The 23,045-nt window shown below is 72.3% G+C and carries 24 protein-coding genes; 11 read left to right on the top strand and 13 right to left on the bottom strand.

Translation table 11 applies throughout. The features are described from left to right. Positions 1–55: 55 nt before the first annotated feature. The 5 genes from RM445_RS12610 to RM445_RS12590 form a co-directional block, all read right to left on the bottom strand. Positions 56–1,324 carry an aspartate kinase gene (locus RM445_RS12610; protein WP_311556399.1) on the bottom strand — a complete coding sequence of 423 codons (1,269 nt, stop codon included), beginning with the start codon at positions 1,322–1,324 and terminating at the stop codon, positions 56–58. Positions 1,325–1,591: 267 nt separating this feature from the next. Then, on the bottom strand, positions 1,592–2,338 hold the full coding sequence (locus RM445_RS12605) for a hypothetical protein (protein ID WP_311556398.1): 747 nt from the start codon (positions 2,336–2,338) through the stop codon (positions 1,592–1,594). 27 nt (positions 2,339–2,365) lie between these two features. Continuing rightward, positions 2,366–3,208 carry a polyphosphate polymerase domain-containing protein gene (locus RM445_RS12600; RefSeq protein WP_311556397.1) on the bottom strand — a complete coding sequence of 281 codons (843 nt, stop codon included), beginning with the start codon at positions 3,206–3,208 and terminating at the stop codon, positions 2,366–2,368. After that, a complete protein-coding gene (locus RM445_RS12595) occupies positions 3,205–4,029 on the bottom strand; it encodes a DUF4956 domain-containing protein (RefSeq protein ID WP_311556396.1) in 825 nt (274 codons plus the stop codon). The genes RM445_RS12600 and RM445_RS12595 overlap by 4 nt, the downstream gene beginning before the upstream one ends. A gap of 240 nt (positions 4,030–4,269) precedes the next feature. Beyond that, positions 4,270–5,835: an Hsp70 family protein gene (locus RM445_RS12590; protein ID WP_311556395.1), complete on the bottom strand. Its 1,566-nt coding sequence runs from the start codon at positions 5,833–5,835 to the stop codon at positions 4,270–4,272. A 217-nt stretch (positions 5,836–6,052) separates the two neighbouring features. On the opposite strand from RM445_RS12590, the gene RM445_RS12585 reads away from it, so the two are divergent. Together RM445_RS12585 and RM445_RS12580 are read left to right on the top strand one after the other, a co-directional pair. Further along, on the top strand, positions 6,053–6,445 hold the full coding sequence (locus tag RM445_RS12585) for a CorA family divalent cation transporter (protein ID WP_311556394.1): 393 nt from the start codon (positions 6,053–6,055) through the stop codon (positions 6,443–6,445). After that, positions 6,423–6,902, top strand: a complete 480-nt coding sequence (locus RM445_RS12580; RefSeq protein WP_311556393.1) for a CorA family divalent cation transporter — start codon at positions 6,423–6,425, stop codon at positions 6,900–6,902. The genes RM445_RS12585 and RM445_RS12580 overlap by 23 nt, the downstream gene beginning before the upstream one ends. Positions 6,903–6,923: 21 nt before the next feature. Here the strand turns inward: RM445_RS12580 and RM445_RS12575 are convergent, their stop codons facing one another. Both RM445_RS12575 and RM445_RS12570 read right to left on the bottom strand, forming a co-directional pair. Further along, positions 6,924–7,334: a type II toxin-antitoxin system VapC family toxin gene (locus RM445_RS12575; RefSeq protein ID WP_311556392.1), complete on the bottom strand. Its 411-nt coding sequence runs from the start codon at positions 7,332–7,334 to the stop codon at positions 6,924–6,926. Further along, complete coding sequence (locus RM445_RS12570; RefSeq protein WP_311556391.1) at positions 7,334–7,621, bottom strand: type II toxin-antitoxin system Phd/YefM family antitoxin; 288 nt, start codon at positions 7,619–7,621, stop codon at positions 7,334–7,336. Before RM445_RS12570 ends, RM445_RS12575 begins: the two co-directional genes overlap by 1 nt. Positions 7,622–7,846: 225 nt before the next feature. On the opposite strand from RM445_RS12570, the gene RM445_RS12565 reads away from it, so the two are divergent. Further along, positions 7,847–8,035 carry a hypothetical protein gene (locus tag RM445_RS12565; protein ID WP_311556390.1) on the top strand — a complete coding sequence of 63 codons (189 nt, stop codon included), beginning with the start codon at positions 7,847–7,849 and terminating at the stop codon, positions 8,033–8,035. A gap of 99 nt (positions 8,036–8,134) precedes the next feature. Continuing rightward, positions 8,135–9,154, top strand: a complete 1,020-nt coding sequence (locus RM445_RS12560) for an LLM class flavin-dependent oxidoreductase (RefSeq protein ID WP_311556389.1) — start codon at positions 8,135–8,137, stop codon at positions 9,152–9,154. Positions 9,155–9,311: 157 nt separating this feature from the next. Here RM445_RS12560 and RM445_RS12555 read toward each other — a convergent pair whose 3' ends face one another. The 5 genes from RM445_RS12555 to RM445_RS12535 form a co-directional block, all read right to left on the bottom strand. After that, positions 9,312–11,024: an FAD-binding protein gene (locus tag RM445_RS12555; RefSeq protein WP_311556388.1), complete on the bottom strand. Its 1,713-nt coding sequence runs from the start codon at positions 11,022–11,024 to the stop codon at positions 9,312–9,314. Beyond that, the gene (locus RM445_RS12550) at positions 11,017–11,859 is read right to left on the bottom strand and encodes a sugar phosphate isomerase/epimerase family protein (protein ID WP_311556387.1); all 843 of its coding nucleotides are present in this window, start codon (positions 11,857–11,859) and stop codon (positions 11,017–11,019) included. The genes RM445_RS12555 and RM445_RS12550 overlap by 8 nt, the downstream gene beginning before the upstream one ends. Continuing rightward, positions 11,856–12,914, bottom strand: a complete 1,059-nt coding sequence (locus RM445_RS12545; protein ID WP_311556386.1) for a Gfo/Idh/MocA family protein — start codon at positions 12,912–12,914, stop codon at positions 11,856–11,858. The genes RM445_RS12550 and RM445_RS12545 overlap by 4 nt, the downstream gene beginning before the upstream one ends. Then, the gene (locus RM445_RS12540; protein ID WP_311556385.1) at positions 12,915–14,231 is read right to left on the bottom strand and encodes an MFS transporter; all 1,317 of its coding nucleotides are present in this window, start codon (positions 14,229–14,231) and stop codon (positions 12,915–12,917) included. It lies immediately after the preceding gene. Between the two features lie 107 nt (positions 14,232–14,338). Beyond that, on the bottom strand, positions 14,339–15,235 hold the full coding sequence (locus RM445_RS12535) for a LysR family transcriptional regulator (protein ID WP_311556384.1): 897 nt from the start codon (positions 15,233–15,235) through the stop codon (positions 14,339–14,341). A 128-nt stretch (positions 15,236–15,363) separates the two neighbouring features. On the opposite strand from RM445_RS12535, the gene RM445_RS12530 reads away from it, so the two are divergent. The 6 genes from RM445_RS12530 to RM445_RS12505 all read left to right on the top strand — a co-directional run bounded on the left by RM445_RS12530 (position 15,364) and on the right by RM445_RS12505 (position 21,097). Then, positions 15,364–17,112, top strand: coding sequence for an FAD-dependent oxidoreductase (locus RM445_RS12530; protein ID WP_311556383.1), 1,749 nt, complete (start codon positions 15,364–15,366; stop codon positions 17,110–17,112). Next, entirely contained in the window at positions 17,109–17,795 is a 687-nt protein-coding gene (locus tag RM445_RS12525) for an SDR family NAD(P)-dependent oxidoreductase (protein WP_311556382.1), read from the top strand. The genes RM445_RS12530 and RM445_RS12525 overlap by 4 nt, the downstream gene beginning before the upstream one ends. A gap of 157 nt (positions 17,796–17,952) precedes the next feature. Further along, positions 17,953–18,075, top strand: coding sequence for a hypothetical protein (locus RM445_RS12520; RefSeq protein ID WP_311556381.1), 123 nt, complete (start codon positions 17,953–17,955; stop codon positions 18,073–18,075). An 85-nt stretch (positions 18,076–18,160) separates the two neighbouring features. Beyond that, positions 18,161–19,693 (top strand): LCP family protein, encoded by a 1,533-nt coding sequence (locus RM445_RS12515; RefSeq protein WP_311556380.1) that lies wholly within the window; start codon positions 18,161–18,163, stop codon positions 19,691–19,693. A 104-nt stretch (positions 19,694–19,797) separates the two neighbouring features. Next, positions 19,798–20,574, top strand: coding sequence for a hypothetical protein (locus tag RM445_RS12510; protein ID WP_311556379.1), 777 nt, complete (start codon positions 19,798–19,800; stop codon positions 20,572–20,574). Between the two features lie 28 nt (positions 20,575–20,602). Beyond that, positions 20,603–21,097 (top strand): SixA phosphatase family protein, encoded by a 495-nt coding sequence (locus RM445_RS12505; RefSeq protein WP_311556378.1) that lies wholly within the window; start codon positions 20,603–20,605, stop codon positions 21,095–21,097. A gap of 24 nt (positions 21,098–21,121) precedes the next feature. Here RM445_RS12505 and mftR read toward each other — a convergent pair whose 3' ends face one another. Then, on the bottom strand, positions 21,122–21,727 hold the full coding sequence (gene mftR / locus RM445_RS12500; protein ID WP_311556377.1) for a mycofactocin system transcriptional regulator: 606 nt from the start codon (positions 21,725–21,727) through the stop codon (positions 21,122–21,124). Positions 21,728–21,809: 82 nt separating this feature from the next. On the opposite strand from mftR, the gene mftD reads away from it, so the two are divergent. Further along, positions 21,810–23,015 carry a pre-mycofactocin synthase MftD gene (mftD, locus tag RM445_RS12495; RefSeq protein ID WP_311556376.1) on the top strand — a complete coding sequence of 402 codons (1,206 nt, stop codon included), beginning with the start codon at positions 21,810–21,812 and terminating at the stop codon, positions 23,013–23,015. The last annotated feature ends 30 nt before the right edge of the window (positions 23,016–23,045 follow it).

The raw sequence follows: 23,045 nt of genomic DNA, 5'->3' as shown, positions 1-23,045 counted from the left end.
TCCGCACCCCCCGACCGAAGTAGGGACAGCCCCACCGTCCGGCGGCCGGACCTGCTCAGGCGGCGTCCGCGGCCGACTGCAGCGGCACGGACGTCTCCGCCGCGGCCGGGAAGAAGATCCGGTGCAGCAGCCGCACCGCGTCGTCCACTTCGGACGACGCCACCAGGACGGTCGCCCGACCGGCGGTCGTGGTGACCAGCTGCGGCACGATGTCGGCGTCCTCCAGCGCGCCGAGCGCCGCAGCGACGATCTCGGGCTTTCTCCCGATCCCGAGACTCACGACGGACACCGAGCCGAGCCCCTGGTCGACCTTCACCGCGCCGACGCCGTCCAGTGCCGCACTCACCTCGGCCTGCTCCGCTCCCGGTGCCGTGAACCGGACCCTGGCGGGCTCGGGGACCACGGCCCCCACGGCGATCCCCCGCTCGGCCAATGCGGCCACGACCGCACCGGCGCCGACCCCGTCGACCGCGTAGAGGCTCTCCTGCCGGCGGTGGGCCACACCGGCGACGGCCGTGGACCCGGCCGACTCCAACCCGTCCGTCTCACGGCGGATCCACGTGCCTTCCTCGGCGCTGAAGCTCGATCGCAGGTGGATGTCCACGCCGTGCGACAGCGCGAGCTCGACCGACCGCGGCTGCATGACACCCGCACCGCCTTCGGCCATCTCGAGCATCTCCTCGTGCCTGATCGAGCACAGCCGGCGCGCGTCGGGCACGACTCGGGGATCCGCGGTGAACACCGCAGGCACGTCGGTGAAGATCTCGCACTTGTCCGCCCCGAGGGCCACCGCGACGGCTACCGCCGACGCGTCCGATCCGCCCCGGCCCAGCGTGGTCACGTCGCCGTTGGCCGAGACGCCCTGGAAGCCGGTGACCAGCACGATCGCCCCGTCGGCCAGCTCGTCGTGGATGCGCTGCGGTTCGACGGCGACGAGGCGCGCATTGCCGTGCGCGCCGTCGGTGGCGATGCCGGCCTGCCGGGCGGTGAGCGACACGGCCCGTGAACCGAGCTCGGCCACGGCCATGGCGGCCAGTGCGCACGAGATCGACTCGCCGACCGAGAGCAGGGCGTCGAGCTCGCGCAGTGGCGGGCGGGCCGAGATGCCGTAGGCCATCTCCACGAGGTCGTCGGTCGATTTGCCCATCGCCGAGAGCACGGCGACCACCCGGCGTCCGGTCCGTTGCGCGGCCACCATCCGCTCGGCGACCGCCCGCAGGCGGTCGTGGTCGGCGACGGAGGTCCCGCCGAACTTCCACACCAGCGGGGGCAGCGCCGCGGAACCGCTGCGGTGTGTGGGATCGAGGTCGATGCGGCTGCTCATGTCCGCGCTCTCCAGGTTCTTCGTGTCATCGGATGCGAGCCGCCGGAGCTGATCCGGCCGGTCGCTGAAGCGTTCTGGAAGGGCGGGCCCGCAACGATGGTGCGCGCCCCCGAAGGGTGGGGTGGTCTCCCCCGTCCACGGGTAGGGGCTTTTCCCCTATCCGTGGACGTCCGGGACAGAGATAAGGGCGGGGACTGTGCGTCCCCGCCCTTATCTCCGATCGATGAGCAGTCGCGTCCGTCCGGACGCCGTGGGATACGTCGACGATCAGGCGTCCTCGTCGTCCTCGATCACGGTCGCGACGTCCTGGGGCAGTACGAGTTCGGGTACCTGGTCGAAGTGCCAGCCGTTCGCCGTCTTGGTGAACGTCCAGACGACGTCGAACCGGTCGTCCGGCCATTCCGACGGCGGGGTGGGCGTGACCGAGGGGAAGGCCTCGGCGATGATGGGGATCTGGCTGTGCTGCCAGGAGATCAGTGTCGGGCCCGGTTGCGCGAGGACGTGCTCGACGAGCTCCTCCTCCTGGCCCTTGCCGTAGCGCGTCTCCGCCGTGATGCCGAGCTTGTCGGCGAGCGGGTCGACGGTCTCGCGGGTGCGTTGGCCTTCGCCGTCGTCGGTCACGCCGGCTGCATAGATCGTCTTGGGGCGGACGAGCCCCGGCTTCGGTGTCCCCTGTGCGGGATCGAAGAGGTCGACGAGGCCGTGTGCCCGGTCCCAGCCGACCCGGGTCATCGAGCTGTCGTCCACGTTGCCCGCGGCGTCGACGCCCGGCTCCTCGCCGTCCGGCTTCTCGCCGTGGCGGATGACCATGACCATCGTGGTCGGCCCGTCTTCGGCCGCCGGAGGCACCGGCGCGACGGTCTGGACCGCCGTTCCCCCTCCTGGCCCGGGCGGGGCGCCCTCCGACGGTGACGTACCGCCGATGCCACACCCTGCGAGCAGGGCCGACGCAGCAAGCGCCGCGATCGCGGTGATGGCCCGTGGCGTCGCGCGCCGGGCCTCCGATGTCGGCATGTTCTGCTCCTCGTCCGGATGTGCTGCTCAGGCCGCGGCGGCCTGGAGAGGCTGGAAGTAACGGCGCAGGGTCTGGTGCCACGGGTTGGACGGCAGCTCGGGGTGCAGGGCGGCGACGGCGACGCAGTACTTGCTCACCGAGGCCGGGCGCACCCCCAGCTCGCGCAGGATCCGGTCGGCCGCGCTGCCGCCCTGGCCGCCGGACTTGCTCTCCACCAGCACGTGGGTGCCCGTGTCGCGGACCTCGTGGTGCAGGTCGAGGCACCGCAGCCCGGAGTCGCAGGTCAGCCGGGCCTCCCCGGTGCGCGACACGAACGTCGTGCGGCGGTACGTCGTGACCAGGGTGGGCTGCAGTCCCTCCGGGAGGTCCTGGCGGTAGGCCTCGCACAGCGTGGCCTTCAGGTGGGCCAGCGCGTCCTCGGTCAGCTCGGCGCGGTACTGCTCGGGGTGCGGCACCCGCTCCTTGACGGTCTCGCCGCGCGCCCCGGTGAGCTTGACCTCGAACATGCAGAGCCCGCTGTCGGTGTAGGTGCGGGTCCGGGCCTTGAAGCGCAGCCGGCGCCGCTGCACGTGCGCCCGGTAGGTCGTGAGGTCCGGGGTGTCGAAGTAGACCGACTCGTAGCCGAAGGTGCGCTTGCCGTCGATGTCGAGCACGCGCAGCTCCCCGGCCAGCTCCGCGATCATCCGCCGGAAGACGTCGGCGGGCACGAAGTACTTGCGGTCCACCCGGGTCTGCAGCTCGGCGAGCTCCATGAGCTCGTCCAGGCCGATCGGGTCGACCAGTGCGGCGGCCGAGGCCACGGCCTGCTCGGCCGGGCTCGCCTGCGGGGCGCGGGCGGCGGGGGCGAAGGCCAGGACGGAGGCGCTCACGACCGGGCACCCGTCTGTGCGTCGTAGCCGTTGGTGGGGCCGTCGTAGGCCGGGTAGCCGGTGTACGCGGCCGGAGCCCACACGCGGTAGGTCACCTCGACCTCCATCGTGTCGCGCACGTAGTCGATGTCCTTGACCAGTTGACGCAGCACCTGCCCACCCAGCCGCCGCTCCAGATCGGCCACCAGAGCCGCGTCGTCGGCGTGCACCACATCCAGCGTCACCTGCACCTGACGCTCGTCCACCGGCGCCAGCACCGGGTGCGTGCCCGCCCGATACCGCACATCCACCAGCATCGTCTGACGCACGTAGTCCACGTCGTTGACCTCGTGGTGCAGCACCGTGCCACCCAGCCGGCGCTCCAGATCCGCGACCAACGACGCGTCGTCGGCGTGCACCGTGTCGAGGTGGACCTCCAGACGCCGGGTGCGCTCCCGCAGGGCCTTGCTGTCGACGATCGCCATCGCCCCCAGCAACAGGACGTTGATCAGCACCACGAACCGCCGGTCCGGCAGATCCAGCCCGTTCACCAGACCCAGCAGCAGCGCGATGAAGTAGTACGCCACCTCCTGCTGGGTGACCGCGCTCGACCGCAACCGGATGATCGACAGAATCGCGAACAGCCCGAAACCGAGCGCGACATCCACCCGCACCGTGGTCAGCAACGAGATCGCGACGAAGATCCCGATGTTCAACGCCACATACGCGAGCAACAGGTCCGCCCGCCGATGACGGCGGAAGTACAACACGTAGGCCAGCAGGAAGATCGCGGCCAGGTCGATGGCCAGGCCGATCGCGTAGTCGGTGTATGCGCTGAACATCTCGGTGCCTTTCGGGGGTCCGCTTCCACGGTGTGCTCGCGTGGCGAGCTCCCGTGCACTGCGACAAGCGTGGCCTTTCCGCGTCGCCGCGACGATGGAGCGGCCCCCCTCGGCGGCGGAAGCCAGCCCCCGAAATACGGGTGGGGTTGACCCTCCGACCGAGCGGAGGATGCTGCCCGCCGTCCGGCGGTGGGGGTGCCCCTACCGGCAACCGGGGTAGGGCTCCGGCCGGGTACGCGTCTACGGCGCGAGCACGAACACCAGCACGAGGATCAGTACCGCCAGGAGGGTGCCGACGACCATCACGACGGTGCCACCGCCGCCGCCACGCGGGGCGGGAGCGGGGACGGGCGCGACCGGCCGGACCGGCGGGGGCACGAAGGCCGAGCGGGGCGCGGGCGCGAGGCCCGGGCTGTCGGCCACCGGCTCCGGCCACCCTGTGGCGTCCGCCGGACCGAACCGGGGCAACTCGACGGCCGGCGGCGGATCGTGGGCGCCGAGGTCGTCGGACGGGGGTGCGGCGGGCTCCGGAGCGCTGCCTCGCGTCGTGTCGAACCAGGGCGCGTCCGCGGTCGTCGAGGGCGTGCCGCCGGGTTGCTGGTCACCCGCCCCGGCCCCGTTGCGTGCCACGTGTGCCGCAGCCCGCTCCCGCGTACCGGCGGCCACGTCGTCGGAGGGACCTGCTGCCGTCCGCGGTGCGGTGCGCGCCGCGTCGATGGGAACGACCCACCCTGCCGTCACCGAGGGCGCCGGTGCCTTCGCGAGCAATGCCGCACCGAGCGCCACGACGTGCACCGGGTGCACGCCGTCCAGCATCGGTCTGCCGAACTCCCGCGACACCGTCTCCGCGACGACGGGGATGCGCGTCGAGCCGCCCACGAGCAGCACGGCGTCCACGTCCGCAGGGGTGAGCCCGGCGGACCGGACCGTCCGCGACAGAGCGTCGACCGTCGCCTCGAGTGGGGAACGCAGCATCTGCTCGAAGGTCGTGCGGTTCAGCCGGATCTCGAAGTGCCGTCCGGGAAGGAAGACGGGCACGACGGTCTCCGTGTCCAGCGACAGGTTCTCCTTGGCCAGCACGCAGTCCTGGTGCAGCCGGGCCAGCGCGACGGCCGTCCGCGCGTCGTTGCTGTCGAGTCGGGCGAGCGCGCCGCCCACCGCGTCGTCGACGTAGGACAGGATCGCCTCGTCGAGGTCGGCGCCGCCGAAGCCCTCGACCCCTTCCGGGGTGCCCAGGATCTCGGGCCCGCCGGGCCCCGTGCGCACGATCGTCGCCTCGAAGCCCCCGCCGCCCAGGTCGTAGACCGCGACGACCCGCCCGTCGGACGTCCCACCGCGGGCGGCGTAGTGGGCGGCGGCCTCGGCGGCGGTCACCAGGCGCGGCGCGTGGATCCCCGCGGCCCGTGCCACCTCCTCGAACCGTGCGCGACGCGCAGGCGTCCACGTCGCCGGGTGGGCGAGCACGACCTGCTCGGGGGGCCCGCCCTCCCGGTCGGCCGCCTTCTGCACGACGTCCCGCAACTGCGCGCTGAGCAGGGTGGCCACCGGGTACGACACGTCGCCCAGCCTGACCGGGTCCGGGTCGCCGAGGCGGCGCTTGACCGACCGGGCCACCAGGGTGGGCTGGCTGATCGCGCGGCGCTCTGCCGCGTCGCCGGCCACGATGCTGCCGTCCGGCCGCACCGAGACCACCGCGGGCGCGACCACCGACTGATCCCCGAGCGGAACCATCGCGACCTCGGCCGGCCGTGCGACCGCCGCAGCGACGAAGGAGGTTCCGAGGTCGACTCCAAGGCTGTAGGTCATGTCGCCTCTCCGGGGAGGGTGCAGGGCCCGGCTACCAGGCTCCGCTGCTCCACGAGAGTGTCGCCGATGGTGCCTCCGGGCGAGGGGGAAGGCACCTCGGACGGGTAGGGACCTCCCCCGCGCCGAGGTAGGGATATCCCGACCCGGCCTGCATTCTTCCGCACGGCGACGCCGCGGACGAGTGGCGGGGCGGCGCGACGGCGAGGAGCGTGAGGCCGTGGACGTGCGGCTCATCACCGAGGCCGGGGTCGAGCGGTGCTCGCCGGGCCGGATCGAGGCACTACTCGACGGGCCCGGGCTGGTCTGGATCGACGTCATGTACTGGGACGCCGAGACCGCGGCGTACCTGTCGCAGCGGCTGCACCTGCACGAGCGCGCCGTCCACGACTGCGCGGTCCGCAACCCCGTCGCGAAGGTGCACACCTATCCCGACCAGGCCTTCCTCGTTCTGCACGCTCCGGAACAGGGGCAGCGCGGGCACGTGCACTTCGTCGAGATCGACCAGTTCGTCGGGCCGAACTGGGTGCGCTGGTCAACGTCGTCGCCGACCGCATGCGCGACTTCCTCACCTCGCTCACCCACGACGTGTGGGCGCTGGAGCGGCAGGTGACCGACGGGCACATGGGCGACTCGGAGAAGTTCCTGGAGGAGCTGTTCGCCGTGCGGCACGGCCTGCTCGCCGTACACACGATGCCGCGTCGAGCCGCGAGGTGTACGGCCGCATGGTGCGCAGGGAGGTCTTCGGCAGCGCGGGCGCAGCGGGGCTCGTCGACCTCGAGGACCAGTTCCGGCGGATCGCCGCGATGGCTGACAGCCAGCGGGAGTACCTGCAGGGCGTGATCGAGTTCTACCAGACCCGGACCGGGACGAAGATGACCATCGCGGCGGAGCGGCTGGCGGTAATCGCGGCGGTGACCCTGCCGATCACGGCGCTGAGCTCGATCCTCGGGATGAACGTGATCGTGGCCGACCACGTGCTGGTCGGGCCGCTCGTGGTGGTGCTGGCCGTCATGCTGGTGATGTCGGCGGTGCTGATGGTGTGGAGGCGGCGGAAGGGCTGGTGGTGAGGCGGGACCAGCAGTGAGGGGTCATGGCTCGGCTAGTGCATCGGGATGCACGACGTCGATCTCGGTGATCGACGGTCCGAAGTCGCGGCGGTTGTTCGTGATGAAGCGGTCCGCTCCCGTCACGACGGCTGTCGCGAGATGCAGTGCGTCCGCGGCCCGAAGCCGGTGAGTTGCCGCGAGCGACGTCGCGACCTCTGCGGTCACGGCGTCGACCGGCCGCAGGTCGAGTCGGCTCAGCAGCCCGACGAGTGCGGCGACCTCATGTGTGGCTCCGTCGCGCATCGGCTTGGCCAGTACTTCGGGCAGCAGAACGACCGAACCCACACCCGCATGTACTCCCTGCACGACGTCGAACAGCGTGCGCACACGACGTCCGAGTGGATGGTCCACGACAGCCGCGTAGATGATCACATCCGCATCGAACGCGTCCATCAGGTCCGGTCGCGCTCGGCGCGGATGCCCTTCACCATCTCCTCGCCGCGATCTACGGCGACCACCGGAGGTGGCAAGGGACGCGTCGCCGCGTCGTCGAGCATCTCCTGGATCCGGCGGGCGTCGTCGAGGACGGCCTCACCCCGGCGCGCGCGGACCGCGTCGGGACGGAGCATGACCGCGGCTGCCCGCCCGTGCCGGGTGATCGTGATCTCCTCACCGGTCGCGACCCGGTCGAGGATCTCCGGCAATCGCGCGCGCGCCTCGCTGATCGTCAGGTGCTCCATCCATGAATTGTACGTCGCCGTACGCTGCTGTACGGCGGACGGACAGCGCCGGCCTGACGACCGACGGGTAGGTCGTTCGCCGCAGCGGCTGACTCGCTCACCGCAGCGTGACTGATCTTCTCCGATGCGTGTTTTACCGTTCCCGAACGGATGATCCTGATCAGGCAACGATCACCGGGGCATCCGCGCCCGTCTCCCACGCTCCGCTCCCCAGGAGGCCTGGTCGTGACGAATTTCGTCAACGCACTCCGTACTGCCGACACCCTGCTCGAGGTCGCCCGCTTCATCCGGGAGGCGCACACCGCATCACGCCGATCGGGCGAGAAGGTGCCGTCCGTGCACGCATCCGCATCGACACCGGCCGTCGCCGACCTCAGGCACGCGTTCCCCGAGCTGTTCGGATCCGCGAGGTGATCGATCGCACCGGGCGACCGCGGGGCTGAGCCCGTCGACGGCACCTCACCGCCGCCCGGTGCGGGATGATCGCGGTGACCCGGACCAAGGAGCCACCGCATGCCCTCGCCCTCGGAACCGCTCGAGAAGCTCGGCTTCCTCACCATCGGCTCGTTCGACGGTGCCGACCCCGGCGCGGGGCACGAGACGACCCTGCAGGTCATCGACCTCGGCGAGCAGCTCGGGTTCGACAGCGCCTGGGTGCGCCACCGGCATCTGCAGTACGGCATCTCCTCCCCCGTCGCCGTGCTCGCCGCCGCGACGCAGCGCACCCGGCGCATCGCACTGGGGACCGCCGTCATCCCGCTGGGCTGGGAGAATCCGCTGTGGTTGGCCGAGGATCTCGCGACGGTCGACATCCTCTCCGGCGGTCGGCTGAATCCGGGCGTCAGCGTCGGGCCGCCGATGCGCTACGACGAGGTGCGCGAGGCGCTCTACCCCGACACCGGCGACGTCGAGGACTTCAGCTACGAGCGCGTGCTGCGGCTGCTGCGGTTCGTCGCGGGTGAGCAGGCCAGCCCGTTCCGCGGCACCGCCGGCATCGAGGAGTTCTCCGACCGCGTCCAGCCGCACTCCCCCGGCCTGCGCGACCGGATGTGGTACGGCGGGGCGAGCCTCCGGTCGGCGCAGTGGGCCGGGGAGAACGGCCTCAACTTCCTGTCGAGCAACGTCGTGCGGGCCGAGGAGTCGCAGGACTTCGCGGAGGTCCAGCGCTCGCACCTCGAGACGTTCCGGGCGCACCACCCGGCCGGGGCGGCGGCTCGCGCCTCGCAGGGGCTCGTCGTGATCCCGACCGACGGCGCGACACCCGAGCAACGGGCGAAGTACACGGCGTACGCCGAGGCGCGGACCGCCCGGACCGCGACGCCGCAGGGACCGGCACGCATGATGTTCGCCCGCGACATCGTCGGCTCCGCGGACCAGATCGCCGAGGCGCTCTACGCGGATCCGGGCTTCCGACTGGTCCGGGAGGTCGTGTTCGCGCTGCCGTTCAGCTTCGCCGCCGACGACTACGTCCAGATCCTGACCGACATCGCGACGAAGCTGGGCCCGGCGCTGGGCTGGCGCCCGGCGGACTGACTGCCCGCCGGCGACACGGATGGCGCCGCACGATCAGCCGGGTTGATCGTGCGGCCGCTTCAGCCGGCCTGAGGCGGCCGAATGGTGCCGCACGATCAGCCGGGTTGATCGTCCGGAGGATTCCGGCGCCCTCATGCGGCCGATCGGTGCCGCACGATCAGCTCGCCCGAGCAGCCGCGTGCCGCGCAGCCACGTAGCCGAACGTCAGGCCCGCACCCACCTGACAGCCCGCCCCCGGGTACTCCGACGCCATCACCGACTGCGCGTCGTTGCCACACGCGTAGAGCCCCGGGATCGGCTCGCCAGCCTCGTCGAGCACCCGCGCCGACGGGTCGGTCTGCAGCCCCAGCGCCGTGCCCAGCGGCGTCGGGACCACGGCGATCGCGTAGTACGGCGCCGTCTCGATCGGGCCGAGGTTGACGTTGGGCGTGTGCCCGGCGTCGCCGTACTGGTGGCCGAACACGCTGGTGCCCTTGCCGAACTCCTCGTCCACCCCCATGCGCGCGTACCGGTTCGCGTCGGCGACCGTGCGCTCCAGCCCGTCCGGATCCACCCCGATCGACGCCGCCAGCTCGCGGACCGTCGCGCCCCGCTGCAGGTACCCGGCCTCGATGTACTTCCGCAGCATCGGCGCCGGGGTGTGCGGGCGAATCATGCCGAGGCCGTAGCGGGCGAGCGCCCGGGAGTCGATCACCAGCCAGGCCGGGATCGTCGGCACCGACTTGTGCGAGTCGTACATCGCGCGGGTGAACCGGTGGTAGGACACCGACTCGTCGACGAACCGCCGCCCCGCCGCGTTCACCGCGACGATGCCGGGCTTGGCCCGGTCCCAGATGTGCGGGAACACCACGGTCGAGCCGTCGCGGCGGCGTCCGATCGAGCTCGGGAACCAGAACGCGTTGTCGTCGCGCGGCTCGCCAAGCGCCCCGCCGACGGCCCGGGCGAGCGCGAGGGTGTCGCCGGTCGAGCCCTCCCCGGCCCGCGTGTACTGCGGGGTCGGCGACGGCAGGTACTTCGCCCGCCAGTCCGGGCTCGCCGAGAAGCCGCCCCCGGCCAGCACCACTCCGCGGCGGACGCGGACCCGCAGCTCCCGGCCCTGGTACGCGACGATCGCGCCGACCACGCGGCCGTCGTCGGTCAGCAGGCGCGTGGCGGTCGCGCGGAACCAGACCTGCCCGGACCGCTGCAGCAGCGTGTGGAACAGGTTGGCCACGAGCGCGTTGCCCATGGCCAGCCGGGTGCCGCGTGGATACCGCAGCCGGTCGGCGGCCCAGCGCACGCCCAGCCGCAACGCCGTGAGCACGCCGCGCACGGAGCCCGCGTAGATCCCGAGCAGGTCGTTCACCTCGGCCCTGCGCACCATCAGCGTCCCGCCGAACAGCGCGAACTCCGGGACCGGGCGACGGACGCGGCCGAAGTCCGCCTTGCCGAGCACCCGCCCGTCGAAGGTCTGCGGCTCCAGCGCCCGGCCGCGGGCCGAGCCGGGGATCTCCGGGTGGTAGTCGACGACCGTCTTCGAGTGCCAGAAACCCACGCCGATCCTGTCGAGGTACTCCACCATCTCGCCGCCGCGCGCGAGGTAGGCCTCGCGCAGCTCGCGCGGAGCCCGGTCACCGACCAGCGCGTCGAGATAGCGGCTCGCCTCCTCGACGTCGTTGTCGTCGTCCAGGAAGCGGTTGCCCGGAATCCAGCAGGTGCCCGCCGAGTAGGCGGTGGTGCCGCCGAGGTACTCGGTCTTCTCGAGGACGAGGGTCGAGAGGCCCTGGTCCACCCCGGTGACGGCGGCGGCGAGGCCGCCGGCGCCGGTCCCGAGCACGAGGAGATCGATCTCGTCGTCCCACCTCTCGGCAGACATGGTCTCGTCACACACGGCTGTTCTCCTTCGCGAGCAGCGCCTGCACGGCGCGGAGGTTGTGCGCGGCGAACTCGCGCGGGGACAAGCGGACCTGCAGCCGGGCGTGCGGCACCTCGACGCTGAGGGGCGTGCCCGCCGTGACGGCGCCGAGCAGTTCCGCGAGCGGGAACTCGCCCTCGCCCACGACCTCGCGCTGCACCCGCGACTCGACGTGGCGGGCCGTGCCCTCGGCGGGTGTTCCCGGTGGCAGGTCGAGCACCGGCGGCAGCACCAGGGGCCCGTCGCAGAGCTGGACGAGCGGCACGAGGTCGGGCTCCAGGGCACGGACCTCGTCCATCGTGCTGCCGCCCCGCTGGATGTGCAGGGAGTCGAGCAGCACGGCGGAACCGGCGGCGCGGGCGATGCCGGCGGCCTCGGCGACCCGGCTGACAGGTTGATAGCTGATCGGCTCCAACGTCGGGCGGATGCCGTACGGGGCACCGTCGGCGACCAGGCGGGCGAGCGTGTCGGTCAGCCGGCCACGGTCCTCGTCGACACCGACGACGCTGAACGTCCGCGCGCCGAGCGCCGCGCCCGCCTCGAGCGCGGGCATCCAGTCGTCCCGTCCCGTGTCGGGTCCGAGCGGGAGGAACTCGATGTCGCGGACCTCCAGGCCGGTGTCGCGCAGCCGGGCCACGGTCTCCCGCGACAGCGGCGACCCGGGCTCCATCGCGTAGCGGCGCTCGCCTGCGGTCACGGCCTTGACCCGGATCCCGACGAAGTCGTAGCCGGTGTCGGCGGCAACGGCCACCAGCTCGGGCGGCGTCAACCACAGCAGGGTGAGATGGGCGATACCGATCGGCGGGGTCATGGACGATTCTCCTTCGACGACGGCACCGGCTCGGGCCGCCCGGACTTCGCCGAGGCGTACAGCGCGGTGAGGACGGCCAGCGACTTCGTCGCCTCGCGGCCGGTGACGGCGGGCTCGCGGCCGGCGCGGATCGCGTCGACGTAGTCGGCGATCTGCAGGGTGTGGAACGGCGCGAGGCTTCCGTTGATCGCCGACAGCGGGATGTCGGAGGTTAGCCCGGTGCCGAACGGCGACCGGACCGACTCGGCGCCGGGCACCGCCCAGACATCGTTGACCCCCTCGGAGCCCTCCGGGTACTCGGCGAGCCCGGCCGTTCCGCCCGGACCGGTCACCAGGACCCGCGTGCCCAGCCCCGGCGTCAGTGCGGTCGAGGCAGCCAGCGTGGCGAGCCCGCCGGAGGCGAAGCGCAACGTCGCCACCGCGGTGTCCTCGACCTCGATCGGATGCTTCACCGTCGTGTGCGCCGCGGTGACCTCCACGCAGTCGCCCATGAACCACTGCAGCAGGTCGATGTTGTGCACGGCCTGGGTCGTCAGCACTCCCCCGCCGTCGGTGGCCCAGGTGCCGCGCCACGGGTCCGCCGTGTAGTACGACGGGTCGCGGTGCAGCAGCACCGTCGCGTGCCCGAGGAACGGCGTGCCGAGCGTGCCGTCGTCGATCGCGGCGCGTATGCGCTGCGCCGCGGGCCAGAACCGGCGCTGGAACAGCACGCCCAGCGTCACGCCGGCCGCGTCGCACGCCGCGGTCATCCGCCCGGCCGCGGCCAGGTCGATCGCGATCGGCTTCTCGCAGAGCACGTGCGCACCCCGAGCTGCCGCGGCAGTCACCACCGCCTCGTGGGTGGGGTGCGGCGTGCAGACGCTGACGACGTCCACGCCCGGGTCGAGCAGCGCATCGACCGAGGTCACGGAGCTGGGGATGCCGTGCCGGGCCGCGAACGCCGCAGCCCGTCCGGCGTCGACGTCGCAGCAGGCGACGACCTCGGTGTCGGCGGCGCGGAACGCCGTGACGTGGTTGCCGGCGATGTTGCCGCAGCCGACGATTCCGACGCGCATCTAGGACCTCCCCAGCTCTGCGGTCGGCGTGCGGAAGGTCTCCGGCGCGGTCAACGCGGCGATCGCGGCCGCCACGACGAAGCCCGCGCACATCCACGCCACCGGCGTCCAGTTCGCCGACTCACCCGAGCTGAGTACCTGCGCCAGCGCGGGCGTGAAACCCGAGGCGAGCAGGCCGACCATGAGTCCGACCGCCATCCCGCTGTACCGGACGCGTGCCGGGAACTGCTCGGGGAACCAGGAGACGTAGACGCCGTTCGGCGCGGCGTAGCAGACACCGATGAGCACGACCGCGGACGCGTAGATCAGGGCGACGTGGCCGGTGCCGATGGCGTGGAAGAAGACGAACACCATGACGCCCACCGACAGCACGCCCGTCACGAACACCGGCTTGCGGCCGATGCGGTCGGCGAGCATACCGTACAGGGGTTGGGTGACGACCGCTGCGGCGTTCGCGACCGCGATGACCGCGAGCATCGTGCCGCGGTCGACGCCTGCCACCTTCGTCGCGTAGGCCAGCGCGAAGACGTTGACGATCGTGTTGACCATGGCGAAGCTCGCGCACACGGCGATCCGGACGACGGTGCGCCAGTGGTCGCGGAACACCTCGACGATCGGTGCCGACGCCGTCTCGTGCTGCTCCTGGAGTTCCTGGAAGACCTCGGGCTCCTGGAGCTGGCTGCGCAGGACGTAGGCGACGGCGGTCACGGCCAGGCTGAGCCAGAACGGCACCCGCCAGCCCCAGCTCAGGAGCTGGTCGTCGGGCAGCGCCGCGACCGGGATGAACACGATGCTCGACAGCACGATCCCGAACATGATCCCGCTCATCGTGAAGCTGGTGAAGAACGCGCGGCGGCCGTCGGGGGCGTGCTCGACGGTCAGCGAGCTGGCGCCGGGCGACTCGCCGCCCGCCGACAGGCCCTGGAGGAGGCGCAGCAGCACCAGCAGGACCGGCGCGGCCATCCCGATCGTGTCGTAGGAGGGCAGGCAGCCGATGAGGAACGTCGAGAAGCCCATCATCAGCAGCGTCGCCAGCAGGGCGCCGCGGCGCCCGAAGCGGTCGCCGATGTGGCCGAAGAGGATGGCGCCGAGGGGCCGGGCGACGTAGGCGACGCCGAGGGTGGCGATCGAGAGCAGCGTCGCGGCGGCCCCGGAGGCCGGGAAGAACACCTGGCCGAACACGAGCGCGGCGGCGGAGCCGTACAGGAAGAAGTCGTAGTACTCGAGCGTGCTGCCCAGGAAGCCGGACAGCGCGGCCTTACGGGGATCGTTACGGGGTGGGGCGTGCACGGGCACGGACCCTGCGGTGACGGACATGGCGTTCCTCTCGGCCGGCAGCAGTGGCGGGGGATGCCATGAGAGTCACAGGCGGTACTATGCCGTGTCCAACACGAAATCATTCACTGACAATGTGCCCGGAGAGCTTAATCGGGTGTCGGCAGCACCTCCTCGGCGACCGCGAGCACCGCTTTGAGCACGGTCGACGGGTTGTCGGCGGACCAGGCGATCGCGTGGTTCAGGTAGGTCGGTTCACCGCGCAGGGGCACGTACACCGATCCCGAAGGCATGATGTCCGCGACCTCCGCCGAGAGCAGCGCGACACCGACCCCCGCCGCGACCAGCGTGAGGATCATGAACGGGTCGGTGATCTCCTGGACGACCCGCGGCCGGAACCCGGCGTTGACACAGGCCCGCAAGCCCGCCTCCTGCAGCCCGGACCCCACCGCGCCGGGCGTGGTGATGAAGCCGTCGTCGGCCAGATCGACGAGGTCGACGGCCGACTCGGCCGCCAGCCGGTGGTCGACCGGCAGGGCGACACCCAGCGGCTCCCTCGCGATCAGCCGCGTCGTCACCGCCGGCGACGGGTCCAGCGGCAGCGCGACGAAGGCGAGATCGAGTGCTCCCCGTTCCACCTGCTCGACGCCGTCGCGGGTCATCACCCGCCCCACCAGCTTCAGCGTCACCTCCGGGTACCGCTGGCGTACCGCGCGGGTGAGCGGCGGCAGCGTGAGGTGGTTGAGCGCGCCCGAGAAACCGATGCTCACGGTCCCGTAGAAGACCCCGGAGACCGCCCGGGTCGACTGCCGGGCCAGCTCGAGCTCCTCGAAGACGCGGTGGGCGTGCGGCAGCAGCGCCTCGCCGGCGGGGGTGAGCGCAACGCTGCGCGTGCTCCGATCGAACAGCGTCACACCCAGCTCCCGCTCCAGCTTGCGGATCGTCTGGCTCAGCGGCGACTGGGCGAGCTGGAGCCGCGCGGCCGCCCGCCCGAAGTGCAGCTCCTCGGCGACGGCCACGAACGCCTCCAGCCACCTGATCTCCATGCCGACTCCCTCGGGTCTTGCGCGACGGGCACGTCCCATGCTGTCCTAGAAGAACACAATAGCTCGATGATTATGTTTGATCCAGTACATAACCGTGTCGCGTCGCGACACAGAGGAGACCCGACACCGTGACCACCCCGTCCCCCGCCCAGTCCGTCACCGCCGACGTCGTCGTGGTCGGAGCCGGAGCCGGCGGCCTCTCGACCGCCGTCACCGCCGCCCACCACGGCCTGCGGGTGGTCGTCCTCGAGCGGGCGGACGTGTGTGGCGGCGCGACGGCGTGGTCCGGCGGCTGGATGTGGGCCCCGGGCAACCCGCTCGCCCACGCCGACGGTGTGCACGAGGACGTCGAGGAGTTCCGCACCTACCTGCGTGCGGTTCTCCGAGCGGACTACGACTCCGCGCGCGTCGACGCCTTCCTCGCCGCCGCGCCGGAGATGGTGCGGTTCTTCCACGAGCAGACGGCGCTGACGTTCGTGCCCGGCGCGACGATCAACGACGTCTACGGCGACCTGCCCGGTGCCGGCACCGGACACCGCTCGGTCGCGCCCGCGCCCGTCGACGGTCGCACGCTCGGCGACGACGTGCTGGTGAAGCTCCGCCGCCAGCTGTACGAGACCTCGTTCCTCGGCATGGGTGTCATGGCCGGGCCGGACCTCGCCGCGTTCCTCTCCGCCTCCCGCGGCAACCCCCGCGGCCTGCTGCACGCCACCCGCCGCGTCGCCCGGCACGTCTACGACCTGGTCACCCGGCGCCGCGGCCTGCAGCTGGTCAACGGGACCGCGCTCGTCGGCCGGCTCCTGCGCTCGGCCCTCGACCTCGGCGTGGACGTGCGCGTCTCGTCGCCGGTCACCGAGCTGCTCCGCGGGTCCTACGGCCGGGTCACCGGCGTCGTCGCCGACACTCCCGACGGGCCCCTGCGGATCACCGCGGCCCGGGGTGTCGTGCTCGCGGCCGGCGGCTTCCCCCACGACGTCGCCCGCCGCCGGGCGCTGTTCCCCCGCACGCCGACCGGCACCGAGCACTGGTCGCTGGCCCCGGCCACCGCGGACGGCGCCGGCACCACACTCGGCGAGTCCGCGGGCGGCCGGCTGCGCACGGACCTCCACTCCCCTGCGGCCTGGTGCCCGGTGTCGCTGGTGCCCTACCGGTCGGGGCGGACCGGCACGTTCCCGCACATCATGGACCGTGCCAAGCCCGGCAGCATCGGGGTGCTCTCGACAGGTCGCCGGTTCGTCAACGAGGCGAACGGCTACCACGACTACGTCACCGCGATGATCGCCGCGGCGCCCGAGGGCGAGCCGGTGCAGTCGTGGCAGATCGCGGACGCCCGGTTCGTGCGCCGCTTCCCGCTCGGGATGGCCAAGCCCCTGCCGGTGCCGCTGTTCCCGTACCTGCGCAGCGGCTACCTGAAGAAGGGCCGGACGCTCGAGGAGCTCGCCCGGGCCTGCGGAATCGACCCCGCCGGCCTCACGGCGACCGTCGCCGAGTTCAACCGCGACGCCCGCCGTGGCGAGGATCCCGAGTTCGGCCGCGGGTCGACCCCGTTCAACCGCTACGGCGGCGACCCGACGGTCGGGCCGAACCCGTCGCTGCGCCCGCTCGAGAAGGGGCCGTTCTACGCGGTGCGGGTCGTGCCCGGCAGCTTCGGCACGTTCGCCGGGCTGGCGACCGACGCACGGGCCCGCGTCCTCGATGCCGCCGACGCCCCGGTGCCGGGCCTCTACGCCGTGGGCAACGACCAGGCGAGTGTCATGGGCGGGCACTACCCGGCGGGCGGGATCAACATCGGCCCGGCGATGGCGTTCGGGTTCATCGCGGCGCGCGACCTCGCGGGGGTCGACTTTTCAACTGAGCCCACGGTGAGCCAGGCATGAGTTATCCCGACGTGACGGCGCTGGTCACCGGCGGCGCGAGCGGGATCGGCGCCGCCACCGCCGCCCGGTTGCGCGCCGCGGGGCTCCGGGTCGTCACGGCCGATCTCGCCCCCGGGGCCGACGAGAAGCTCGACGTCATCGACCCCGCATCCGTCGACGCACTGCGCGACGCGATCGGCCCGGTCGGCATCCTCGTGAACAGCGCGGGTGTCGTCGGACCGTCGCGCCCCCTCATTGATCTCGACCTCGACGAGTGGCAGGCGACGTTCCGGGTGAACGTCGACGGCACGTTCTTGCTGTGCCGGGCGTTCGCGCCGGGCATGGTCGCAGCCGGTTGGGGGCGCATCGTCAACCTGGCGAGCATCGCGGCCAAGGACGGCAACCCGACGCAGAGCGCCTACTCGGCGTCGAAGGCGGCGGTGATCGGGCTGACGAAGTCGCTGGGCAAGGAGCTGGCGACGACCGGGGTGCTCGTCAACGCCGTCGCCCCGGCCGCAGTCGAGACGCCGATGAACGCCGACACGGACCCGGCGATCCTCGCGCGCTCGCAATCGCTCACGCCGATGGGCCGGTTCGGGCGGGCCGAGGAGGTGGCGGAGCTGGTCGCCTGGTTGTGCTCGCCGGCCGTCAGCTTCTCGACGGGCGCGGTGTACGACATCAGCGGCGGCCGGGCGACCTACTGAGTCCGTGCCGGGACCGGGGCCGGGGTTTGCTGCCGCACGATCAACCGAGCTGATCGTGCGGGGCCTATCCGGGCCGATCAGCCGGGGTTTGCTGTCGCACGATCAACCGAGCTGATCGTGCGGCGGACCCGCCACCGCCGCCTGCGCGGCCGGGCGCGTGCTCGGATACACGCAGTCGGCGGGCCGCGACCTGTTCGAGCGGCGCCGCGACGGCGTCACGCTCACCCCGGAGGCGCGCGACTGCTCGACCGCGCTCGCCGCTGCGGCTCACTGTCAGTGATCCTGCATGTCATCGACGTGTGTCGTCCGGTGAAGATCACTCGTTCGGCTCGAATGTCGCCCCGACCCGACCTAACATCGGCCTCGTGGCCCTGGTCGGACGCGGTGCGTGGACCGGGTCGGCGCATCGCCCGCCGCCGGTCGGTGTCGGCCGTTCGCTCGGCGCCGTCGCGGCGGCCGCCGCACTCCCCGGGCTCGGGCACATCCTGCTCGGCCGCCGCCGGACCGGCGTCCGGGTCATGGCGATCTTCCTCGGCGGTCTGGGAGTGCTGGCCCTCGTCGCGGTGAGCATCGGTCGCGCCGGACTGCTGCGCAGCCTCGTGTCGCCCGGTGTCCTGGTCACGGTCACCGTCGCGTGCGTGCTGATCATGATCGCCTGGATGGCGGTCATCATGTGGACCTTCGTCGCGACGGACCCCCGCACCCGCAGCACCCGCGACCAGGTGCTCGGCGCGGCGGTCGCCGCCGCGCTCTGCGTCGGGGTGGCCATCCCGCTCGGGGCCACCGCGGAGCTGGCCAACACGCAGCGGACGCTCCTCGACCAGGTGTTCTCCCCGGGCCCGGCACCCGTCGCGGCCGGAGGACCTGCTGCAGCCGGCCCGGTGCTGCCGCCGCGGTTGAACGTGCTGCTGCTGGGCAGCGACGCCGGACCGGACCGCACGGGCGCCCGGACAGACACCATGATCGTCGCCAGCCTGGACACCCGGACCGCGGCCACCACGCTGTTCGCCCTGCCCCGCAACATCGAGCACGCACCGTTCCCGCCGGGCTCCCCGGCGGCAGCCCGGTTCCCGGACGGCTTCCACAACCCGCGGTCGCCGACGTCGGGCGACTTCCTGCTCAACAACGTCGCGGAGTACGGCAGGGAGCACCCCCGGCTGGCCCCCGCCGGGCCGACCGCCGACCGCGGCCTGAACCTGCTGATGTCGTCGATCTCGACGATGCTCGGGCTCCCGATGCACCACTACGTCACCGTGAGCATGGAGGGGCTGGCCGCCCTGATCGACGCGCTCGGCGGGGTGACGGTGGACGTCGGGCCGGAGCCGCTGCCGATCGGCGGTGTCACCTACAGCGGCCGCCACGTGAGCCCCGACGGGTACGTGCCCGCCGGCGTCCAGCACCTCGACGGCGACCAGGCGCTCTGGTACGCCCGCTCCCGGCGCAACTCCGACGACTACGACCGCATGGGCCGTCAGCGCTGCCTGATCAGCGCGCTGATCGCGCAGAAGAGCCCGGCGGACGTCGTGACCCACTTCCAGGCGGTGGCGGGCGCGACCGCGGCGTCGGTGACGACGAGCATCCCCCGGTCCCTGCTGCCGGCCCTGCTCGCGCTGGCCGACGAGCACCGGCCGGTGCTGCGCAGTGTCTCCTTCGACCCGGACCTGCCGGACCCGGGCACGGCGCGCGGACGGTTCACCCCCGCCGACCCGGACATCCCGTTCATGCGGCGGGTCGTGCGCGCCACGCTCGCACCGCCGGTCGTCCCGGCGCCGGCGCCGCCCCCGGTGGTCCCGGCACCGTCGCCGTCGCCGAGTGCCGCAGCGCGCGGACCGACATCGGCTCCGACCGCCGTGCCGGCTCCCGTCACCGTGCCGTCGACCTGCGGGGCCACGGCCTGACGCTGCAACCGCACCGGGTGGTTCTCATGGCGCACCGCGCGGTCGGGATGGCACAGTGATCCGGCCGGTCGGGCATACCGGGCTCGTGACGGGAGGGGACGGCCATGTGGGCTGAACTGGCGTCGGTCGTCCTGAAGCCCACGTTCTTCATGCTCGTGGCGTTCGTCGTGACGTTCCTGATCACCCGCTACGTGACCCACATGATCCGCGACGGTCGCGGCCCGTTCCGCGACAACACCATGGGCGGCGTGCACATCCACCACGAGGTGTACGGGATCTTCCTGCTCCTCGGGTCGGGCGCGCTGGAGTTCGCCTACCGTCCCGAGGCGCCGGGCGGCCAGATCCTGGCCGCGTTCTTCGGCGCAGGTGCCGCGTTGACCCTCGACGAGTTCGCCCTGTGGCTGCACCTCGACGACGTCTACTGGGGTCCGGAAGGGCGGCGGTCGGTCGACGCCGTGCTCGTCGCGGTGATCGTCGGCGGGCTGCTGCTGACGGAGGCGGCGCCGTGGGACGTCGACTCGTCGGACGGCATGACCGTCGCCGGTGTCCTCATCGCCGTGAACCTGCTGTTCATCGTGATCGCGCTGTTCAAGGGCCGGATCGTGCTCGGCATCCTCGGCATGCTGGTGCCGGTGCTGGCCTACGTGGCGGCGGTCAGGCTCGCGCGGCCCCGCTCGCCGTGGGCGCGGCGGTTCTACCGCTCCGGCTCCCGTCGCCTGGCCCGGGCGCAGCGCCGGTTCCCTGCGGGGAAGGCCAGCAGGTGGGACCCGGTCATCAACCTGTTCGCCGGCCGCCCCGCGCCGGAGGTCGGGATGACGCCGGCCGATCCGCCGGTGGCGCTGGGTCCGAACCCGTCTGACGAGAGTGCCGCCCATCGGTGACGGGCGCGGTGGTGGCAGGGTGGGCGTCATGGCCGACTCGCCACCGCATCGCCGGCTCGTGCTCCTGCGGCACGCGAAGTCGGCGTGGCCAGACGGCGTACCGGACGCGGGACGCCCGCTGAACAAGCGGGGCGGGCGGGACGCGCCGGCCGCCGGGCGGTGGCTGCGCGAGCACGTCGACGGCCTCGGCGCCGTCGTCTGCTCGCCCGCGAAGCGGACGCGGGAGACCTGGGAGCTGGTGGCCGCCGAGCTCACCGACCCGCCGTCGCCGACCGTCGACGAGCGCATCTACGGCGCCCCGCCCGAGGATCTGCTCACCGTGATCCGCGAGCTGCCGGACACCGCCGACAGCGCGCTGCTGATCGGCCACAACCCCGGCGTCGCCGAACTCGTCGAGCTGCTCGGCGGGCAGGACCGGGAGATGCGCACCGCGGCCATCGCGGTGCTCTCCTGGGACGGCGACTGGGCCGATGCCGCCGCGGACGTCGCGCACCTCGACGAACACGTCACCCCGCGCGGCTAGGAACGCGTGTGCCTCACCGTCCGGTCAGGCCGATCCGAGGTAGCTCCGCAGGCCCGCCATCGCGGTGTCGATCAGGTCGTGCAGGGCGAGCTCGGGGTGGTCGAGCCAGTGCGTGTACGCCGAGAGCGTGAGCGCGAGGCTCACCTGCCCGACGGTGCGCGGCAACAGGTCGTCGGGCCGTAGGCCGAGCCGGAGCGCGACGTACTCGGCGATCACCTGGCGCCATTCCCCGTACCGCAGCACCGAGTGCGCCTGCAGCGTGGGCGTGGTGAGGATCAACTGCATCCGCTCTCGGTGGGAGGGGTGGGCGTCGAGGTCGAAGCGGTTGAAGGCCAGTACGGCGGCGTGCACCGCCTCGTGCAGCGGCACGTCGACCGGCGTCGCGACCAGCGTCGCGCGGAAGCCGTCGAGGGTCTCGCTGAACCGGCCCCAGGGGATGTCGTTCTTCGAGTCGTAGTAGCGCAGCAGGGTGCGGCGCGAGATCCCGACCTCGGCAGCGATGGCGTCGAGGGTCGTGCCGTCGAACCCCCTCTGGGCGAACAGCCGGAAGCCCGCCCGCTCGATCTCGGCATGGCTGGTGACCGGCGGGCGGCCGAGCAGGGATGCGCCATGCGCGGGCGGGGTGGCCATCGGGGGCAGGTTAGCAACCGCCTCTTCTTTTTGTCCCTCAGTGCCATTAATCTGCCAGGCACACCCCACTGAGGAGGCGACGATGCCCCGTCCGAACTGGCTGTCCAATCCCTGGGCGCAGAACCCGTGGTTCGAGACCGTCGCCGTCGCCCAGCGCCGCGCGAAGAAGCGCCTGCCGTCGTCGGTCTACGGCGCGCTGGTCGCCGGCTCCGAGCGCGGGCAGACCGCCGACGACAACACCGCCGCGTTCCGCGAGCTCGGCTTCGCCCCGCACGTCGTCGGCACCCGGCCCGAACGCGCGATGGACACCACGATCATGGGTCAGCCGATCTCGCTGCCCGTGGTCATCTCCCCCACCGGCGTCCAAGCCGTGCACCCCGACGGCGAGGTCGCCGTCGCCCGCGCCGCCGCCGCCCGCGGCACGGTGATGAGCCTGAGCAACTTCGCCAGCAAGTCCATCGAAGAAGTGGTCGAGGCCAACCCGAACACCTTCTTCCAGATGTACTGGACCGGTGACCGCGACGTCGTGGTCCAGCGCATGGAGCGTGCCCGCGCCGCCGGCGCGAAGGGCCTCATCGCCACCCTCGACTGGTCGTTCTCCATCGGCCGCGACTGGGGCAGCCCGGAGATCCCGGAGAAGGTCGACCTGAAGACCGCGATCCGGTTCGCCCCGCAGGTGCTGACCCGGCCACGGTGGATGTGGGAGTTCGGCAGGGCCGGCCTCATCCCCGACCTCACCGCCCCCAACCTGGCCCCGCCCGGGGGCAGCGCGCCGACCTTCTTCGGCGCCTACTACGAGTGGATGACCACACCCACCCCCACGTGGGACGACGTCGAGTGGATGCGCAAGGAGTGGGATGGGCCGTTCCTGCTCAAAGGCGTGTGCCGGGTGGACGACGCCAAGCGCGCGGTCGACGCGGGCGTCACCGCGCTGTCGGTGTCCAACCACGGCGGCAACAACCTCGACGGCACCCCCGCCGCGATCCGTATGCTCAAGCCGATCGCCGACGCCGTGGGCGACCAGGTCGAGGTCGTCCTCGACGGCGGCGTCCGCCGCGGCTCCGACGTCGTCAAGGCCGTCGCGCTCGGCGCCCGCGCCGTGCTCATCGGCCGGGCGTACCTGTGGGGCCTGGCCGCCAACGGCCAGACCGGCGTCGAGAACGTCCTCGACATCCTGCGTGGCGGCATCGACTCCGCAATGCGCGGGCTGGGCATCTCGTCGATCGACGAGCTCAGCCCCGAGCACCTGGTGATCCCGGACGGCTTCCACCGCGCGCTGGGCACCTGAGTCGTCGGTCGGTGATCGCCGCGAGAGTCG

Source organism: Pseudonocardia charpentierae (assembly GCF_031845345.1).
In the GTDB taxonomy this organism is placed as follows: domain Bacteria; phylum Actinomycetota; class Actinomycetes; order Mycobacteriales; family Pseudonocardiaceae; genus Pseudonocardia; species Pseudonocardia charpentierae.
The sequence above is the reverse complement of the archived record's forward strand: the minus strand, read 5'-3'. Positions and strand labels throughout refer to the sequence as shown.

Excerpts from the sequence above, each read along its gene's own strand:
- RM445_RS12610 (WP_311556399.1), bottom strand. The coding sequence starts at position 1,324 with ATGAGCAGCCGCATCGACCTCGATCCCACACACCGCAGCGGTTCCGCG.
- RM445_RS12605 (WP_311556398.1), bottom strand. The coding sequence starts at position 2,338 with ATGCCGACATCGGAGGCCCGGCGCGCGACGCCACGGGCCATCACCGCG.
- RM445_RS12595 (WP_311556396.1), bottom strand. The coding sequence starts at position 4,029 with ATGTTCAGCGCATACACCGACTACGCGATCGGCCTGGCCATCGACCTG.
- RM445_RS12590 (WP_311556395.1), bottom strand. The coding sequence starts at position 5,835 with ATGACCTACAGCCTTGGAGTCGACCTCGGAACCTCCTTCGTCGCTGCG.
- RM445_RS12575 (WP_311556392.1), bottom strand. The coding sequence starts at position 7,334 with ATGGACGCGTTCGATGCGGATGTGATCATCTACGCGGCTGTCGTGGAC.
- RM445_RS12570 (WP_311556391.1), bottom strand. The coding sequence starts at position 7,621 with ATGGAGCACCTGACGATCAGCGAGGCGCGCGCGCGATTGCCGGAGATC.
- RM445_RS12560 (WP_311556389.1), top strand. The coding sequence starts at position 8,135 with ATGCCCTCGCCCTCGGAACCGCTCGAGAAGCTCGGCTTCCTCACCATC.
- RM445_RS12550 (WP_311556387.1), bottom strand. The coding sequence starts at position 11,859 with ATGACCCCGCCGATCGGTATCGCCCATCTCACCCTGCTGTGGTTGACG.
- RM445_RS12545 (WP_311556386.1), bottom strand. The coding sequence starts at position 12,914 with ATGCGCGTCGGAATCGTCGGCTGCGGCAACATCGCCGGCAACCACGTC.
- RM445_RS12540 (WP_311556385.1), bottom strand. The coding sequence starts at position 14,231 with ATGTCCGTCACCGCAGGGTCCGTGCCCGTGCACGCCCCACCCCGTAAC.
- RM445_RS12535 (WP_311556384.1), bottom strand. The coding sequence starts at position 15,235 with ATGGAGATCAGGTGGCTGGAGGCGTTCGTGGCCGTCGCCGAGGAGCTG.
- RM445_RS12525 (WP_311556382.1), top strand. The coding sequence starts at position 17,109 with ATGAGTTATCCCGACGTGACGGCGCTGGTCACCGGCGGCGCGAGCGGG.
- RM445_RS12510 (WP_311556379.1), top strand. The coding sequence starts at position 19,798 with ATGTGGGCTGAACTGGCGTCGGTCGTCCTGAAGCCCACGTTCTTCATG.
- RM445_RS12505 (WP_311556378.1), top strand. The coding sequence starts at position 20,603 with ATGGCCGACTCGCCACCGCATCGCCGGCTCGTGCTCCTGCGGCACGCG.
- mftR (WP_311556377.1), bottom strand. The coding sequence starts at position 21,727 with ATGGCCACCCCGCCCGCGCATGGCGCATCCCTGCTCGGCCGCCCGCCG.
- mftD (WP_311556376.1), top strand. The coding sequence starts at position 21,810 with ATGCCCCGTCCGAACTGGCTGTCCAATCCCTGGGCGCAGAACCCGTGG.